Below are 17,512 nucleotides of genomic sequence, written 5' to 3'. Positions count from 1 at the left end.
GTGAAGTACCGTTATTCTTCTGAAATACCGTTATTCTTTTAAAGAAATAAATATCGTGAAACGTGAACAACAGAATGACTTAAAGCGTCACAAATAAACCTGCAACATATTGTTGGTTACATCCTAATCAAGCTACATCAGGGAAAGTACAGTCGTTGCGACGAGAAATATCAGAATTATGTCTTTTACCTGATGGCCGCATAGGTTACGGGCGCATAAGTTACGGCCGCATAAGATACGGGCGCATGGCTTACGCGCGCAGTCGTGTCGCTGTTGCGCCCATCGTTAGCCTAGCGTTAACTCAGCCAGAGCGTCGTCATGGGGTGGGTAATGTTTTGCACTGGTTTCAACAAAGTGTTTAATTTTTTGCATATCAATACGCATTGGTGCGGGCAAAGCCTCTAGGGGCTGTTCACTTTTAGGAAACACGCCTTTCCCAGCAAGTAAGCACAACCATGATTCATGGCCGAAAAGTTGCAAACTCACTGATTCTTCATCTAATACCCGCGGAACACTTTGCCCTTGGTGCCAGGTTTGTAATATGCGTTGTAATCGCGGCGACGGTGTATGACTACGTGCGGCTTTCCAGTAGGCGGTGTCGTTGCGACTATTCGCCAAATAATGCAACTCAATATAATCACGAACGCAGCTAAACCTATCCATTAACTTATTGTTATAGGCAGCTTGATTGGAACAACCATCGTGGTCTGTGCTGTTGTCGATTGCGCTGACGAAATCCACAACCGACTGGGTGGCAAAGTGCAGTGCGGTTGCCTCTAAGGGCTCTATAAAACCTTGAGACAACCCCACGGCTAGCACGTTTTTATCCCAACCTTTGGCGAAGTGCCCAACGCGCATTTTCAGATGGTTAAACTGGGTACCTTCAGGCAACCCTAAATGCTGCCTGAATTCTTCTTCAGCCTCTTCTGGGGACTGAAAACGACTACTAAACACGTAGCCGTTGCCAAAACGATTGGTCAGAGGGATGCGCCACGCCCAACCTGACGAAAGAGCAGTTGAAAGGGTCATCGAAGGCGTCGTGTCTTCACGGTCAGTTACTATGGTCACCGCTGAGTCATTTAACAAACTGTCTGCAAAACTGTTGTAGGGTACGTTTAAGGTCTTGCCTAAAAGCAGCGAACGAAAACCAGAGCAATCCACAAAAAAATCAGCTTCGAACTCTTCTCCGGCTTCTGTTGCCACGCTAGCGATGCTGCCATCATCCTTCTGCTTTACCTCGCTGATGGTTGCCACCTGATGCGTCACATTCCACTCTAGGGCCTTTTTCTTTAGAAACTGCGCCAATAAGGTTGCGTCGAAGTGATAGGCATAAGCCATATCAAATGGGTAATGTTCAGGCTCAATGGGCGCTTTGCGCTGGGTCGCTAATTCACTGGCTAGTAGGTATTGGTCAGGGTGGGCATGCACATCAAATCCACGATGCTTCAATTGAATGTTTTGGAAAAACTCATGTTGAAAATATTCATCTAACTGCGAATAAAACGGGTGAAAGTAGCTCTTGTAGTTTGGATCAGACGACCAATTGACGAATCGAATGCCCGTTTTATACGTAGCATTACACGCCGGCATCCATTCTTTGGCGGCAATGCCGAGTTGCTCAAAGAAGCCTTTAATCGACGGGGTTGTTCCCTCCCCCACGCCTATGGTTCCTATGGCATCAGATTCAATGATCTTTATCTCTACGTCATGCTGGTGCCACATTTTGGCTAAGTAACAAGCACTCATCCACCCTGCGGTTCCACCGCCAATAATAATTATCTTTTTAAACGGCAGTGACGTTCGCATGGCATTGGCCTTCATCTAATTGGCTTTCGTGTGATTGAAAATTTAAGCAGCAACCGTTTAACTTTCTACCCATGTCTTGAATGTTATCTTGGATACTCGCCGCTTGAGGATGGGGCTTAGTATCATCTTTAGGGTAGTGCCCCAAGCCAGAAAACAACGCGTACCAAGCATTGGCTCCATTGATGTCCCAAATAGGCTCCACTTCAAGATCTTGACCATTTAACCATTGGCTAAACAGCGTTTTACCTATGGGAGTAAGTGCGTTGGGATCTTGAGGAGTTTGCCAATAAGGCGAATTTCGTCTGGCGTTTAACAGTAGCAGCGTGCTGTGGAACGAGTGAATGTATATAAAGCGACTTTTAATTCTGTCATTATAGTCTTGCACGACCGCCGACACGTCATCTGGGCTTTGAATACTGGAGACAAAACGCTCCAGCATCGCGAATGTATGGGCAAGTTCATGATCTTCTGTTCCTTGGGTTAAGCCGCAAGCTGGGCCTATTGCGATACAGTTTTTGCTCCACGGCTGAAAGACTAAGCATGCCTGGTTTGCACTAAGATTGCGCTGCAACACATTGTCATACCCTTGCAGATACATATGTCGCCCCAGCACTTGCACCGCTTGCTCGTCTTGAATGAACTTACTGCTGTAATGATACTGAAAATGTACTGAGCCTCGAAGGGAGTATTGTTGCACAAAACCGCAGTCTAACGCCGTCGTTATCACCTCACTGGCACAGGTTCTAGCCGATGCGGTAAAGGTTAACACCCGATCATTTATTCTTACTTCAGGCAAGGTTTCCTCACGAAACTCAGGCATGTTTCCGATCAGCAACTTCGCGCTACCAGTGCAATCGAAGAAGTAATCTCCACTTAGTATCTGGCCTTCGCATTCAACATGTTTCAACCTTCCTTGCGGGTCAAGCTGCAAGGTTTCCAGTGATTTTTGCAGCATATCAATACTGTTTGTCGCCGCTATTTTCTGCAGTAAAATGAGTAAACTATCGGTATCAACCTGATATTGGTAATGGGTTTCAAACGGAAAGTCTTGTGCCTTGGGGGACAAATTCCTTTTCGCTAGCGCAGCGCTAAAAAAGAAATCATCTAAGGATAAATCGAGCTGATAATGTTGGCGTTTTAATTTTGTCAGCTCAAGCATGAGTGGCTGATGCAAGATATCAACTTCGGATGTATTGGCCACACTAAAAGGCGTCTCGCTAAAGCCAACATAACGGTTACTCAATTTGAATGTTGCGTCTGTTTGCTGCATCCAATGTGCTTCTGACTGACCAAAATGCGCCAAAAGCGTATTAAGGGCACTACCAGCTAACATGACTTTAGGGGGCTGATTTTCTTCTATCTGCCCCACTAAGGTAATCTTGGTGACAGCTGGGTTATAGGCTTTACGCAGCATTAGCGCGGTGAGTAAACCATGAACGTTTAACCCTACAATGGTAATGTTCTGGGGGATGGGTAACACGGGTTTTTATATCCTTAATCTCGTCTTTTCGTATTGATTTTTGTTTTCATATCTAACGTTAGGCATATCATCATTTCCTTATTGAATTGATAATCTAGCTTAGAAACTAGCGCTGAAATTAGCGTTAAAATTAATACTGAATTCAACGCAAAACCCAATAAGATAACAAATTACATATAAATTAAGATTCTCATATTTAATAATCAGTGTACACGAGTGCCTGTTTCAACTGCCAATGCTGCAGCTATTAAACGTTCACAGCACTCGCGTCAAGCAAGCTCCTATTGCGCACAGCGCCACACTGCACAACTGCGCTAAGGTATTCATATATGCTTTTGGTTTATCGACCATACTTATAGTGAGCGCGATATCCGTACAGGCATATCATTGCAAAGCAAATGAGCGGCAGCACGAATGACGTTTGCACTGACGGGATGCCGTCGATAAGCGCAGCGCCATCAATCATAGAGCCTTGGATGGGAGGCATAAGCGCCCCACCGACTATTGCCATCACTAAACCAGCCGACGCTAGGCTAGCATCTTCGCCCATTCCTTTGAGCGCAATACCGTAAATGGTTGGGAACATTAACGACATGCACGCTGAGGTAGCAATTAAGCAGTACAACCCTGTGTACCCTCCGACGAAGATAGTCCCTAGGGACAAAACAAACCCACCTAAAGCAAGCAACATCAACAGCTGCCCGGGCCTAAAGAAACCGAGTAAAAATGTACATATAAAGCGGCTAGCCAAAAATATTCCCATGGCCACCATGTTATAGCTTTGTGCTTCAGAGGCACTTAGCCCTACTGATGTCATGCCGTAATGAATAACGAACGTCCAGCACATGATTTGTGCCCCAACATAGAAAGCTTGCGCGATCACGCCCTCTAAATAACATTTGTTGGCAAATAAGCGCTGAAATGTGTTCTTTAATTCAGACGTGGTTAAGGGCGTCGCATGCGCCATGGTTTTAGGCAATTTACTTAGTAGAAATACAAAGAACACAATCGCAACCACAACTGCAATAGCCACATACGGCCCACGAACAGTAATGAGATCAGCCGCTTGCATCGCCTGATGCTCTACCGGATTGTTTTGCGCAAAGTCATATAATGCATTGGTTAACTTGCCGTCGACCTCTGATGGCAACATTTGCGCATACTCTGGGTGAGCGGCTTTTTCTTGCTCTCTAAAAGCTTCAACCCGTAGCTCACTAAGAATATAGCTACTGGCGACGAACATACCTGTTAATGAGCCGATAGGATTAAACGCTTGAGCCAAGTTCAAACGCTGAGTCGATGTATCGGGATGTCCCATAGACAACACGTAAGGATTGGCCGTTGTTTCTAGTAACGCCAAACCGCATGTTAAGATCCACAATGCCGCTAAAAAGTAAGAAAACTCCATGTATATCGATGCGGGTATAAAGAGACTAGCGCCAATGGCGTATAACCCTAAGCCGAGCAAAATACCGGATTTATATGAGAATCGACGAATAAAAATTGCCGCAGGTATTGCCATCACTCCGTAGCCCAAGTAGAAGGCAAATTGCACCAAACTACTTTGCGCGTTAGAAATCATGAAAATATCTTTGAACGCTTTTACTAATGGGTTAGTCACGTCATTTGCAAAGCCCCATAACGGAAATAGCGAGGCAACCAACAGGAATGGGACAATATATTTTGCTTCTAATATTTGGGGTTTGCTCCCCTGGTTTTTCTGTACTGATACCGCTTCGGCTGTCTGCTCCATCCCGCTTGACATTCCATCCCCCTTTCTTTTTATAAGTAGTATTCTTTTTTTATATGCAAACAAAAATACCGCAACAATTGGTTTAACTAAAATTTACATTTCAATTACTTTAAACTTAAATCCCTATCATGTCGACATATCTGTGCTCGAAATCCATTATTAAATTCAAACCTACACCAATTGGTAGATTTTTCACATATAAATAGTGTATTTTATATAAAAATATATTTCGAGGTGGGATATGCAGGAATTAATCAATAAAGAACTGTTAGAGAATGCCGAGCAAGGACAGCGTGCTGTGCTTCAAGTACATGAACAAGACAATGTTCTAATCGCCCTTAAAGACTTACTTGACGGTCAGCAAGTCAGTTACAGTGACACAAAGCTAACATTACAAGAAAATATCAAAGCCGGGCACAAAATTGCGATGCGCGACTTTGCGAAAGGTGAGGCTGTGGTCAAATATGGTTATGGGATTGGCAGTACTACTCAGGCCGTGAATAAAGGTGCGCACATTCATAGCCATAATCTGGCGACGGATCTAGATGGCTCAGAAACCTATCATTATGCCCCCTCGATAACACCCGCTCAGGCAATAACCGCCATACCCACGTTTAACGGTTATAAGCGTCGGTCTGGTCATGTGGGGGTCAGAAACGAAGTATGGATAATCAATACAGTTGGTTGTGTTAATCAAGCAGCAAATCGCATTGCGGAATTAGCGAAAAGGCAATTTTCATCTCGGGCGGATGACTTTATTGCCAACACCCATCCTTTTGGTTGCTCACAGTTGGGTGACGATTTAAACAATACGCGAAATATACTCGCCAGTTTAATGCAAAACCCGAATGCAGGTGGGGTGCTCGTTATTGGTTTAGGCTGTGAAAACAATCAACTTGATGCACTGATCCGCGCAACACCTAATATTGACCCTAGTCGCTTACGCTATTTCAATTCACAAGAAGTCGAAGATGAAGTGCAAGTTGGCTTAGCCCTGGTGGAAGAGCTTTTAGATGTGATGGCTGAGGATCAGCGAGAAGAGGTACCTGTTTCGTCTTTAACCTTGGGCATGAAGTGTGGTGGTTCAGACGGTTTTAGCGGACTAACCGCCAATGCCATCGTGGGCAGAGTATCAGATAAATTAACCCGCTTTGGTGGCAGAGTCATACTCACAGAAACACCGGAGATGTTCGGCGCCGAGCAAGTGTTGCTAAACAGAGCAAACAGCAAGGCAACCTTCGACAACATCGTAAAATTGGTTAACGATTTTAAACAGTATTTTATCGCCCAAAACCAGCCTATCTATGAAAACCCATCGCCAGGCAATAAAGCTGGCGGCTTGACCACCTTAGAAGAAAAGTCCCTTGGAGCAATCCAAAAGGGCGGAAAAGCCATCATCAATGAAGTGATAGATTATGGTCAGCGTGCATCCACAGGCCAAGGTATGACGCTATTACAGAGCCCGGGGAACGATGCGGTGTCGTCCACTGCGTTGGCAGCAGCAGGAGCGAATATCGTGCTGTTTACCACCGGACGAGGTACCCCTCTTGGGTTTCCCGTGCCCACAGTCAAAATCGCTTCTAATTCAGATTTAGCCCTACGCAAGAAACACTGGATTGATTTTAATGCGGGCAAAATATTGGATGAGAATATTGATATAGACCAATGCGCCGATGCACTCTTTGACTGTATTCTAGCCGTGGCATCAGGGCAAAAAACCAGAAATGAAGAAAATGAAAACCGCGAAATGGCCATATGGAAAAATGGCGTTACCTTATAAAGCCGACACGTGAAAGGCTATCCGTTAAAACTAAGGGCTTTTGAACTCAAAGGCTCAAAACTGAAAGGTTAAAACAGCATGTTATTCACAAGGGCTGACGTAGCGACACTACTCAGCGTCTTTGTGATGACCCCGACCTTCTGGCTGTCGGGTTCTTATTCCCTGCTTGTTAGCTCTTTTTTAAAAGGGCGAGTTGCAAAAATCGAGTTGATAAAGGGCTAGCTGACGTTGTGACGCCGGCCCTAATCTTATGGGTTATACCATTCCACGTTAATAAGTGATCACTCAGCGAGAGTTTAAAAGGGCTTAAACAAGGCGCATGACTGAATGAATAGTTGTTCTCTTTCGAAGTCATGCAACGCAGTGTAAGCCCTTTTAAAATTCGCCTGAAAGGAATGCCCCAGCAGCTTTTGCTCTGCGTTCTCACTATTTGAAAGGGAACAACCATTACTACATAGCGACGCCTTAATCAAAAACCGCTGGACGCATTCTGAGGCGGGCACTTATTAATGCGGATTGGTATTATCTATTTGTCTTGATTTTGCTCGTAGCCTGATGGCCATGTACATGGAACATTGGCAAAAATCTGTTGAATTTCACTCACCAAAGATGCATCAGGTTGAGCTGAAGCCCATTCTACATTTTTTACGATATTTGCGGGGTTCGCTGTGCCAACCAAAGTGGAGGCAATAGATGGGTGGTCAATCGCAAATTGCAAAGCCAAGGCAGTAATGTCTATTCCTTTAGACTGACAAAGACTGACCGCTTTTAGACTCGCTTGTTTGAGCTGCTCACTTCCAGGGTGCCACTGAGGCGCGCCCCGTTCGGTCAGCAATCCCATACCAGTAGGTGAGGCGTTGATAATACCAACCGACGCTTCATCTAATGTTGGGATAATCTCTGCCAATGAGTTGTCGTACAAGGCATAGCGACAGTAGGTCAAAATACAATCAATCTCATATTGGCTGATGACCTCACTGAATACCTTTAATGGATATCCGGTCACCCCTGCGTAACGTATTTTACCTGCCTTCTTGAGGGCTAATAGACAAGGAATACTCTCTTGCAGCACTTGGCGCATATCAGCAAACTCAATATCATGTAAAAACAAGATATCAACTTCGTTAACGCCTAAGCGGGAACAGCTTTCATCAAGGCTTGCTTCAATTCGCTTCGCAGAAAAATCAAAATCAGCAAAATCCGCCCCGTAACGCCCTGCTTTAGTCGACAAAATATACTGATCTCGAGGAATGCCTTTTAATGCTTTACCCAGTACTGTTTCCGCTACTGTGTCACCGTAATAAGGTGATACATCAAGGTAGTTTATTCCTAAGTCTAACGCGGTGTGGACTGTCTTTATGCCTTCTTGCTCGCTGATATTTCTAAAAACACTGCCTAGCGGTGACGCACCGTAACTAACTTGTGATAGCTTAAGATCTGTCTTGCCTAATTGCCTATAATTCATAATAACCTCACTACAATCGGTAGAATCGTTCGGCATTTAAGCCAAATACATGCTGCGAAAATTCTGGGTACAGACGGGTGACATATCGTTCAACGATCTGTATTACTTCTGGGTACGTCGCTGCGAGTTGGCACACTGGCCAGTCTGAACCGAACATGACTCTTTCAGGGCCAAAGGCGGAAAACACCACATCCATATAGGGGATGAAATCAGCTTCTTGCCAGTCTTTGTGGCTAGCCTCGGTGACCATGCCGGAAATCTTACAATACACATTTTGGTGTTCAGCAATGGCCTGCATGTGCGCTTTCCACTGGGCGAAACCTTCACCTGAAGCAATATCAGGTTTGGCAATGTGATCGATAACGATCCTGTGCTGGGGTAAGGTATCTAAAAGCTGACGCGCTTGGGGTAACTGAGCGGCGAAAATCAGTAAGTCATAGGTATAGTCAAATTGATGCAACAATTTCAAACCTTCGACAAAGCGAGGTTGTAGCATAAAGTTCGGATCGGGCTCACCTTGAAGCACATGCCGAAACCCCTTCAGGACCTGCTCGTTTTGCCAGCTTAAAAGCTGTTGCTCTAAGCTCGGGTTCATTAAGTCAACCCAACCAACAACGCCCTTGATTAGTGGAAACTGTTGAGCGAGAGACAGCAACCACTGCGTTTCCTCAATAGATTGACGGGCTTGAACAACCACAGTGCCATCAACCCCATTGGCCCCAGCTTCTGCTTCTAGTGCCGGAGGAAAATAATCGCGCTTTAAAACACCCTCATCTTCGCCTATCCAATCAAACTCTTCAGGGTTGTACGCCCAAAAATGTTGGTGTGCATCAATTCTCATTACTCGTCCATTTCTACCACGGCTTTAATCACACCGGTTTCTGGTTTTGTCCAGCTTTCGAACGTATCCATCACTTCACTAAATTTCCCCGTATGGGTCACTAAAGATCGACTTACCACTGAGCCATCTTTCAAACAGTTAACGACAAATTCAAAATCCTCTAACGTTGCGTTTCTACTACCTAATAAGGTTGTTTCACGCTTATGAAACTCAGGATCATTAAAGCAAATGTCTTTTTTAATGACACTAATAAATACGATTTTTCCGCCATGGGCCAAGTTAGTGAATGTCGACTGCATAGCGTTCACATTACCAGTGCAATCCATTATCACAGTTGGATATTGGCCGTCGGTCAGTGCGGCTAATTGCGCATTTACATCACCTGATGCATCCACCACTGCGTCTAAGTTATATTCTTCTTTACAGAAAGTGAGTTTGTCTTGTTTGATATCTGAGACAAAGACTTTTGCGCCCGCTACTTTCGCAAACTGCGCAGTGCTTAATCCTATAGGCCCTGCACCTTGAACCAGAACAGTGTCATCTTTGGTCAGCTGTGCTCGCCTAACGGCATGAGCACCAATAGCAAGACATTCGATTATTGCCATGTCGTTAAATGAAAGTCCATCAGATATCACGACTGCTGACGCTGGCACACTTAGGTACTCACACATGCCACCATCTCGGTGCACTCCTAATACTTCAATATTAGTGCAGCAGTTCGGCTTACCATTGTTGCACGCAATGCAATCACCGCAATGCAAATAAGGAATGATGTAAACCGATGAGCCCACTGGGAGCTCAACGCCCTCACCAAGGCTAACAATTGTACCTGACAATTCGTGACCTAGAACTCGGGGGTATTCAAAAAAAGGTTGGTTCCCTGCGTAGGCGTGAATATCAGTACCGCAAATACCAATAGATTTAATCTTAACTAGCACTTCGCCTGCGCTAGGTGATGGTTTTTCGACATCTCGTTTTTCTAAAATACCGGGCTCAATACATACGATAGTTTTCATCAAAGGGGATCCTAAACGGTCTTCTGGTTCACTTAATCATGTGAAAATCATAACACTTAGGATATAAATTTCTAACTTTATTTTTGTATATGAATATATTTATTTATATTTAATAAATTAAACCAACCCAAAAACATCACTTCTGCAATTTTAGAATAGTAGCTGACGTGCCATAAACACGCTGCAAAATGCCCTAAAACCTTGGCTTCAGTATGACTTAAAACATACCGAAATAATGATATGTCCCGTTACATACAGAAACATATTGTATTTATCTATAAATAAACATTTGGATAAATAAAATAATATCGCTTCTTCTAAGCGCGTAGATGCGCATAAAGCACTAAGAATAACGAGAAGGGGGACGCCTGTGAGTGCGGCACTAAGCTCTTACTTCACCACGCTAGTATAATTGCGCTTCGTGATGGCGCGTAGCAGAGTTAGACGAAGCAAAAAGCCAGAGGTAAACAGTAGATTTGAAAGGAGAAAGAGAAATTTAATTAGAGGCGTGAAGAGCAGGAATAGTAGAGCGGAATAAAAGAGCGAAAGCGTGGCGCAATCGCTCAAAACGTTAATGTAAACTAATGAGGCCTAAAGTTTTCGTACAATCCCATAAGAGACCGCTTTAGAAATTTCTTCAGCTGCCACTTTTAGCTCTTTAAGTACGTCATCAATGCCCATGATATAAGGGATTGTGAGCGTAGCAACGGCGTGGTCTGAATCAATGATTGGGTAAGACAAATCAGTCACTCCGTGCACAAATGCACTGGGGGCTTTCAAGTAGCCTTGCTTAGAGACCTTTTTGCAATCCGCCATAAATTGCTTAACTTCATCTTCACTGTGGTGCTTTTTAAGTAAGTTAATCATTGACTCTTTCTTCTCGGCCGACTGATTAACAAACAAAATTCGCCCGGATGCGGCAAAAACGATGGGGCGGCGATAGCCTACTCTCACCGAGTACGACAAGTTACTTGGTGTTTCTACCCGAGAAATAACCACAATCTGTTCTTGTGATTCCACAGCAATATGACACGACATACTGGTTTTTTCTGCTAGAGAACGCATGATAGGTTGCGCATATTCTAGAATATCTTTGATTGGCTCGTGCTCAGTACCCAACTGCAACAATCGGCGAGTGACTTGATATCCGTCGATATCCTCACTTTTTTCAATATATCCTCGTTGTTCCAATACTAAAATCATTCGGTAAATTTCTGCATTTGAACGACCCAGCTTCTCCGCTATGGTGGAAGTACTCAAAGGGGTGGCGTCTTTGGATAATAGCTCGAGAATATCTAATCCCTTTTCTAGGGCAGGCGCTGAGTACTTCTTCGATGATGTCGCTTCCATATTTAAAACCTTATTCGTTTAGTTTGCCCTTGCAAGCAGAGTGGCGTTGATCTTTCTTTTTCAAATACAAAATTTCAAAAAGCATATATCAATTTTAGAGCCTTTTGAGTGGATGTCGATAGGTTAACTCAAAAAATAACCAACTGAAACGAGGTATCTTTCTGACCAAACGGGGAAACAAGTCACATTACCGATTGATATTTTTTATATTTAATTTTAGATTATCAAATACAATTTATTTAAGGTGACACCATGACGTTAAAATTAAAAGTGCTACTCACGTTGGCAACTGTTTTTGCGCTCGGGGGATGTGTATCGGCTGAGTCTTCTTCCACTAACTCGACGACTTCTAGCGCTTCCAGTACAAGCAACGAAACCCAGCAATACAATATTCTATACATCATGACGGATGATCATGCGGCTCACGCAGTAGGCGCATATCAGGGGCGCTTAGCTGAACTTAACCCCACTCCAAATCTAGATGCCTTGGCAAATGAAGGCATGACCTTTACCAACGTATTCGTGACTAATTCGATTTGCACACCGAGCCGTGCAACGATATTAACCGGTCAATACAGTCAAACGAACGGCGTACTCGATCTCAGGGGGAAAATCGCGACATCCCAGCAGCACTTACCGCGATTAATGAAAGAGGCGGGCTACGAGACTGCCATCATTGGAAAGTGGCATTTAAAAGCAGAACCAGGTGCATTTGATTACTATCAGGTACTTGAGTCTCAAGGCACGTACTTTGACCCTGAGTTTAGAACAAGAGGCCCCAAGCCTTGGCCTGAAAACGAAACGCAATACACTGGGCATTCTTCAGATGTTGTAACTGATTTATCGATCGAATGGTTAGAAAACCGAGTGGCCAATAAGCCGTTTTTCTTGATGCATCAATTTAAAGCCCCTCACGATATGTTTAAGTACGCGCCGCGCTATGAAGACTTCCTCGCTGCTGAAACTATCCCTGAGCCAGATGATTTATACGCTGTAGCCAAAACATTCGGTTCTATTGCGACAAGAGGTAAAAACGATACCCTAAGAGCCGATATTGGCACCTCAGTGTCACGCAGAAACAATCGGCGAAGCATGGGAATAGACTTAGGCGTTGACCCAAATTTAAGTGAAGAAGAATTTACCCGCCAAGCGTATCAAAAATATTTGAAGGCATATCTTCGCTGCGTAAAAGGAGTTGACGATAACGTAGCGCGGTTAATTCAGACTCTCAGAGATACCGGCCAATACAAGAACACCATCATTATATATACGTCTGACCAAGGCATGATGCTCGGTGAGCATGACTTACAAGATAAACGTTGGATATTTGATGAATCTATCAGAATGCCGCTTATTGTTAAGCATCCTGATGCCAGTGAAACGGGCATACAAAGCGACTTGTTGATTAACAACACTGACTTCGCCCCTTTTATTTTAGACCTTGCGAATATCAGCACCCCAAAATATATGCACGGAAAAAGCTTTAAAACAGCGTTATTTTCACAACCCCCCGAACAATGGCGCACGGCGAGTTACTATCGCTACTGGACTCACAGAGCGTATCACGACGTACCCGCCCACTTTGGCGTGAGAAGTAAAGAGTATAAATTGGTTTTTTACTATGGGACGAACCACATGGACTCCCCCTACCCGTTTTACGATAAAGCATGGCTGAATAAAACAGGACGTTCGAACAATACCATCGACACACCCGTTGCATGGGAACTATACGACCTGAAGAACGATCCTTCAGAACAAAATAATGTTTATTACGATCCCCGTTATAGCAGCGTGATAGCTTCTCTGAAGTCAGAGTTACAAGAACAAAGAGCCATGTACGGCGAAACAGACGCTAAATACCCGCACATACAGAGAATTATCGACAGACATTGGAACGATTAGCAACTAAATAAGCACGATGGAAAAGTTAGTGACATTAAGGGATGTCCTCAGGCTCACTCACAGGCTCGCCTTTGGGTAGCGAAAGCAGTGCGTTTTTTGCCCACAAAAACGTCAAACTTGAAAGGGCAACATCAAATCCTCGTAAATTCGAGACAATAAAAAAGCCCCTACGAAAAACGTAGGGGCTTTTTTATTATTTGGCGGAGAGAGAGGGATTCGAACCCTCGTTAGGTTTAACCCTAAACACACTTTCCAGGCGTGCGCCTTCAGCCACTCAGCCACCTCTCCAAAACTCTAATTTACTCTTCGAAAAATTATCGAAGTTAACACGTCCATGATGATCGGCACCCAGTCCGTACATCCATGTCCGGCCGTTCAGCCGGGCGGTGCTTCGCACCTAAAGAGGCCGGCTTCACCCACCTCTCCAAAACTTTTATTTGCTCTTCGAAAAATTATCGAAGTTAACACGTCCATGATGATCAGCACCCAGTCCGAACATCCATGTCCGGCCGTTCAGCCGGGCGGTGCTACGCACCTAAAGAGGCCGGCTTCACCCACCTCTCCAAAACTATAATTTACTCTTCGAAAAATTATCGAAGTTAACACGTCCATGATGATCGGCACCCAGTCCGTACATCCATGTCCGGCCGTTCAGCCGGGCGGTGCTACGCACCTAAAGAGGCCGGCTTCACCCACCTCTCCAAAACTTTTCAGTCTGTGCTTGCCAACCTGCAATAACAGCGCATTGCGTCTTACTAGTAATGTCTAACAAGCTTTTCAGCAGGCGCGTATGTTAGGGAAAACCTTTGGCCTGCGCAAGTGTTTAGTTTGATTAGGCGGTTAAGACGCTCATTATCTAAACGATTAATACTAAATAAGCGTCATAAACCGGGTTAACTAGTGTTTAAGCAACAGGCAGCTCTATCTTGCCATTGATGACCATGATGCAATCCATTCCTGCATGTTGTGCGGCTTGGCGGCCAATTTCAGTGTCTTCAAACACGACACACTCGTCAGCATTCAGGCCCATGTTTTTAGCGACGGTTAAGAATGTTTCACCATGGGGTTTACCATGGGTAACATCTGACGCCGTGACGACCGTTTCAACCCTTTCAAGCAGGCCGGTTTCGGTCAACATTCGAATGGCGTTTTCCCGCTCTGAGCCAGTGCCAACGCCCATTTTCAGGATGCCTTTGTAACGCTGCATTACATCAAACGTATCTTGGATCACGGTTAGGTTTTCATCTAGCGCTAGCCAAGCTTGGCGCTTAACCTCGGCAACTTCATCTAAGTTGTGATCCATGCCGTGCTTTTTATTCAGTAACTGCGCTATTTGACGCGTGGGGACTCCCCCTAAGTCATGAATATATTGAGCATCGTATGGATAACCAAAACGTTCACAGGTTTGTTGCCATGCAACCGCGTGGGAGCCCATTGAGTCGATTAACGTACCGTCCATATCAAAAACGATCCCTTTGTAACGGCTTAAATCTGGCATGATTGCTCCTAAATAGTCGAATTAAAACATAACACTATACTGTTTATGTGGACGAAAAATGAAAAAGCCAGCATTCGCTGGCTTTCAATCAGGATTACTAACGAGAAATGAACTAGGCGTTGCCTGTGACCTTCATTTTCAGCTCAGCGGAAAAATCAAGCATTCGATCAAGCGGTACTAAGGCCTTTTTACGTAGTTCATCCTCTACGAATATTTCGTGACCTGTCGTCTCGGTCAGCGCTTTGTAAATCGCTTCTAATCCATTCATTGCCATCCACGGGCAATGCGCACAGCTTTTGCACGTTGCACCATTGCCTGCAGTGGGTGCTTCTAAAAAGGTTTTGTTCGGCTCTAACTGTTGCATCTTATAAAAGATGCCTCGGTCAGTGGCGACGATAAAGGTGTCATTGGGTAACGTGCGAGAAGCATTAATAAGCTGGGTCGTAGACCCTACAGCGTCGGCTAACTCCACTACACTGGCGGGTGACTCTGGATGTACAAGCACAGCAGCGTCCGGGTATAGGTGCTTCATGTCGCGCAGGGCTTTAGCTGAGAACTCGTCGTGCACGATACATTCGCCCTGCCACATTAGCATGTCAGCACCGGTTTCTTTAGCTATGTATGACCCTAAGTGACGATCAGGCGCCCAAATAATCTTTTTACCTTGGGCGTCTAAATGTTCAACGATTTCAAGGGCTATGCTTGATGTTACCACCCAATCTGCACGCGCTTTTACCGCAGCAGATGTATTGGCATACACCACAACGGTATGCTCAGGATGTGCATCACAAAACGCCGAAAACTCGGCTTCTGGGCAGCCGATATCCAATGAACAAGTGGCATCAAGGGTCGGCATGATTACGGTTTTGTCTGGGCTGAGTATCTTTGCTGTTTCACCCATAAAGCGAACACCTGCAACAATAAGTGTTTGCGCATCGCAATCACGGCCAAAGCGCGCCATTTCTAAGGAGTCAGAAATGCACCCACCCGTTTCTTCAGCTAGCGCTTGGATTTCATGATCAGTATAGTAATGCGCAACTAACGTGGCATTCTTCTCGATGAGCAATTGTTTAATTTTGTCGATGTAATCTTGTTGCTGAGCAGAAGTTAATCGCGCTGGTTTTGCCGGGAACGGATAATCCACCGTACCGATAGAAAGTGCCTGATTCATAGTGCTTATTTGGTTACCACAAACATCATAATTAATCCGAGTAGTATACCGATAGTGTGAGCAAAAATCACACTTCCCGTTATATTCAATCGCACCGACTTAATCTGCTTGCAAGTACTGCTGGTAACGATCGCGCCAATACTTGCCACGCGCAGGCTCGCCTTTAGCCTCATAGCCTTGATATAAATTAATGTAAGCAGGCGTTAATAAGGGCTTTTCCAATAAACGTTCGGCCCATACTTTTAGGTAATAAGGTGGGATATAAGCGATGTCGTAAAACTCCATAAACGTCATTTTTCTACTTGGTTTGTAGCCTTGCGCTGTGTGATTATCACAAGTGCGAGATTCACTCATTGTCGTGGGCGCAGTCATCCCTAAAGTTTGCCATTGCTTTATATTCGGTTTTTTCGCCGCCTTGCTCACGATTAGATTTGGTGCATCATTCGAATTACAAATGCTGTTCGCTAATCCTGATGACAAGGGATATTCATCTACAAAACCAGCAAAATGCGCGAGTTCATGTACAAAAACGTTGTAATCATCTTTGCTATCTAAAAACATAATCCCATTGTGTACATTCGCTTTGCCCTTATCCGCAAGCACCACTATATGGGTAAAACTCTGCTTAATAAGAGGAACACTTAATGCGGTAATATCGCATCCTAAGCGCTGAGCACCCCGCCAGTTAGCTGAGCAAGTGAGTTCGTGTGATGTGAGCCAAATAGGTTGATTAATACAGATAGGCAGCTCTTTTAATCGAGTGTCTTTTTCAAAACGAGTTTTAAAACGCTCTCCCTGTAAAACAGAATGAAGTGTGCCAGCCACCATTTGCAGCTGCAGGGCACATTCTTGCGACGAATTACGCCCAGAGGAGGCGAAATTGTCCTCAGAACGTATCATGTTAAGTAAAGCAGTTGCACGACGACTACCGATTTTCCTAGCTTGTCTCAACGCAACAACAGCGTTTTCTTCTTCGCCAAGCAGGGATAACCATTCAGCATAGTACACCGCACTGCCTGCATCTTGCTGCGCAGCTTTTGCCAACCAATATTGCGCTTTTTGCCGTTGATTCTTGACGATAAAATGATGATAAAGCGCTACCTGAGCATCTACATCACCTTGTGATGCGACGTAGATAAATGCCTTTTCAGAAGCGCGACTGCGTTTTCTACTTGCTTGTAAGTGAGAAAAATACTCCTGAATTTGGGGTGAGCCAGCTAATTTTGAGAAGTGTAACCAATATCCATTGTCAGATTCGATGGCTACTTGGCTTATTCTAGATAACGCTGTTGGGTCACCATATTGATGAGCTTTGTATAAAAAATGGAATGGATTCGATTGAACGGCCGCTTGCGCATTTAGAAAGGCTAAGTAGTAAGTTGAATCACTACGCCCAGCAAGCAGCCAAACCACACAACAAAGCAACAAGCCTACCTTTAGCACTTGTCGT

At 44.6% G+C, this 17,512-nt stretch carries 12 protein-coding genes and 1 tRNA gene; 2 read left to right on the top strand and 11 right to left on the bottom strand.

The window, feature by feature from the left end:
* Positions 1 to 285: 285 nt before the first annotated feature.
* The 3 genes from PATL_RS04105 to fucP all read right to left on the bottom strand — a co-directional run bounded on the left by PATL_RS04105 (position 286) and on the right by fucP (position 5,051).
* Positions 286 to 1,806, bottom strand: coding sequence for a tryptophan halogenase family protein (locus PATL_RS04105; protein WP_011573692.1), 1,521 nt, complete (start codon positions 1,804 to 1,806; stop codon positions 286 to 288).
* Positions 1,784 to 3,286, bottom strand: a complete 1,503-nt coding sequence (locus PATL_RS04100) for a tryptophan 7-halogenase (RefSeq protein WP_011573691.1) — start codon at positions 3,284 to 3,286, stop codon at positions 1,784 to 1,786. The genes PATL_RS04105 and PATL_RS04100 overlap by 23 nt, the downstream gene beginning before the upstream one ends.
* A 340-nt stretch (positions 3,287 to 3,626) precedes the next feature.
* Positions 3,627 to 5,051 carry an L-fucose:H+ symporter permease gene (gene fucP / locus PATL_RS04095; protein WP_011573690.1) on the bottom strand — a complete coding sequence of 475 codons (1,425 nt, stop codon included), beginning with the start codon at positions 5,049 to 5,051 and terminating at the stop codon, positions 3,627 to 3,629.
* 229 nt (positions 5,052 to 5,280) lie between these two features.
* Here fucP and PATL_RS04090 point away from each other — a divergent pair, with 229 nt between their 5' ends.
* Positions 5,281 to 6,819, top strand: coding sequence for a UxaA family hydrolase (locus PATL_RS04090; RefSeq protein WP_011573689.1), 1,539 nt, complete (start codon positions 5,281 to 5,283; stop codon positions 6,817 to 6,819).
* Between the two features lie 526 nt (positions 6,820 to 7,345).
* Here PATL_RS04090 and PATL_RS04085 read toward each other — a convergent pair.
* From PATL_RS04085 to PATL_RS04070, 4 genes are all read right to left on the bottom strand, one after another.
* Positions 7,346 to 8,284: an aldo/keto reductase gene (locus tag PATL_RS04085; RefSeq protein WP_011573688.1), complete on the bottom strand. Its 939-nt coding sequence runs from the start codon at positions 8,282 to 8,284 to the stop codon at positions 7,346 to 7,348.
* Between the two features lie 10 nt (positions 8,285 to 8,294).
* Positions 8,295 to 9,125: an amidohydrolase family protein gene (locus PATL_RS04080; RefSeq protein WP_011573687.1), complete on the bottom strand. Its 831-nt coding sequence runs from the start codon at positions 9,123 to 9,125 to the stop codon at positions 8,295 to 8,297.
* On the bottom strand, positions 9,125 to 10,141 hold the full coding sequence (locus PATL_RS04075; protein ID WP_011573686.1) for a zinc-binding alcohol dehydrogenase family protein: 1,017 nt from the start codon (positions 10,139 to 10,141) through the stop codon (positions 9,125 to 9,127). Before PATL_RS04075 ends, PATL_RS04080 begins: the two co-directional genes overlap by 1 nt.
* Before the next feature lie 591 nt (positions 10,142 to 10,732).
* Entirely contained in the window at positions 10,733 to 11,491 is a 759-nt protein-coding gene (locus tag PATL_RS04070; RefSeq protein ID WP_011573685.1) for an IclR family transcriptional regulator, read from the bottom strand.
* 252 nt (positions 11,492 to 11,743) lie between these two features.
* Between PATL_RS04070 and PATL_RS04065 the strand changes: the two genes are divergently transcribed.
* Positions 11,744 to 13,393, top strand: coding sequence for a sulfatase family protein (locus PATL_RS04065; protein ID WP_011573684.1), 1,650 nt, complete (start codon positions 11,744 to 11,746; stop codon positions 13,391 to 13,393).
* A gap of 198 nt (positions 13,394 to 13,591) precedes the next feature.
* On the opposite strand, the gene PATL_RS04060 is transcribed toward PATL_RS04065, so the two are convergent.
* The 4 genes from PATL_RS04060 to PATL_RS04045 all read right to left on the bottom strand — a co-directional run bounded on the left by PATL_RS04060 (position 13,592) and on the right by PATL_RS04045 (position 17,505).
* A tRNA-Ser gene (locus PATL_RS04060) sits at positions 13,592 to 13,681 on the bottom strand.
* Between the two features lie 616 nt (positions 13,682 to 14,297).
* Positions 14,298 to 14,891 carry a beta-phosphoglucomutase family hydrolase gene (locus PATL_RS04055; protein WP_011573683.1) on the bottom strand — a complete coding sequence of 198 codons (594 nt, stop codon included), beginning with the start codon at positions 14,889 to 14,891 and terminating at the stop codon, positions 14,298 to 14,300.
* 112 nt (positions 14,892 to 15,003) lie between these two features.
* Positions 15,004 to 16,062: a quinolinate synthase NadA gene (gene nadA / locus PATL_RS04050; protein ID WP_011573682.1), complete on the bottom strand. Its 1,059-nt coding sequence runs from the start codon at positions 16,060 to 16,062 to the stop codon at positions 15,004 to 15,006.
* Positions 16,063 to 16,161: 99 nt separating this feature from the next.
* Positions 16,162 to 17,505, bottom strand: coding sequence for a hypothetical protein (locus PATL_RS04045; protein WP_041713303.1), 1,344 nt, complete (start codon positions 17,503 to 17,505; stop codon positions 16,162 to 16,164).
* Positions 17,506 to 17,512: the final 7 nt, after the last annotated feature.

The organism is Paraglaciecola sp. T6c, from assembly GCF_000014225.1.
In the GTDB taxonomy this organism is placed as follows: Bacteria; Pseudomonadota; Gammaproteobacteria; order Enterobacterales; family Alteromonadaceae; genus Paraglaciecola; species Paraglaciecola atlantica_A.
This window is presented reverse-complemented; position numbering and strand designations above follow the sequence as displayed.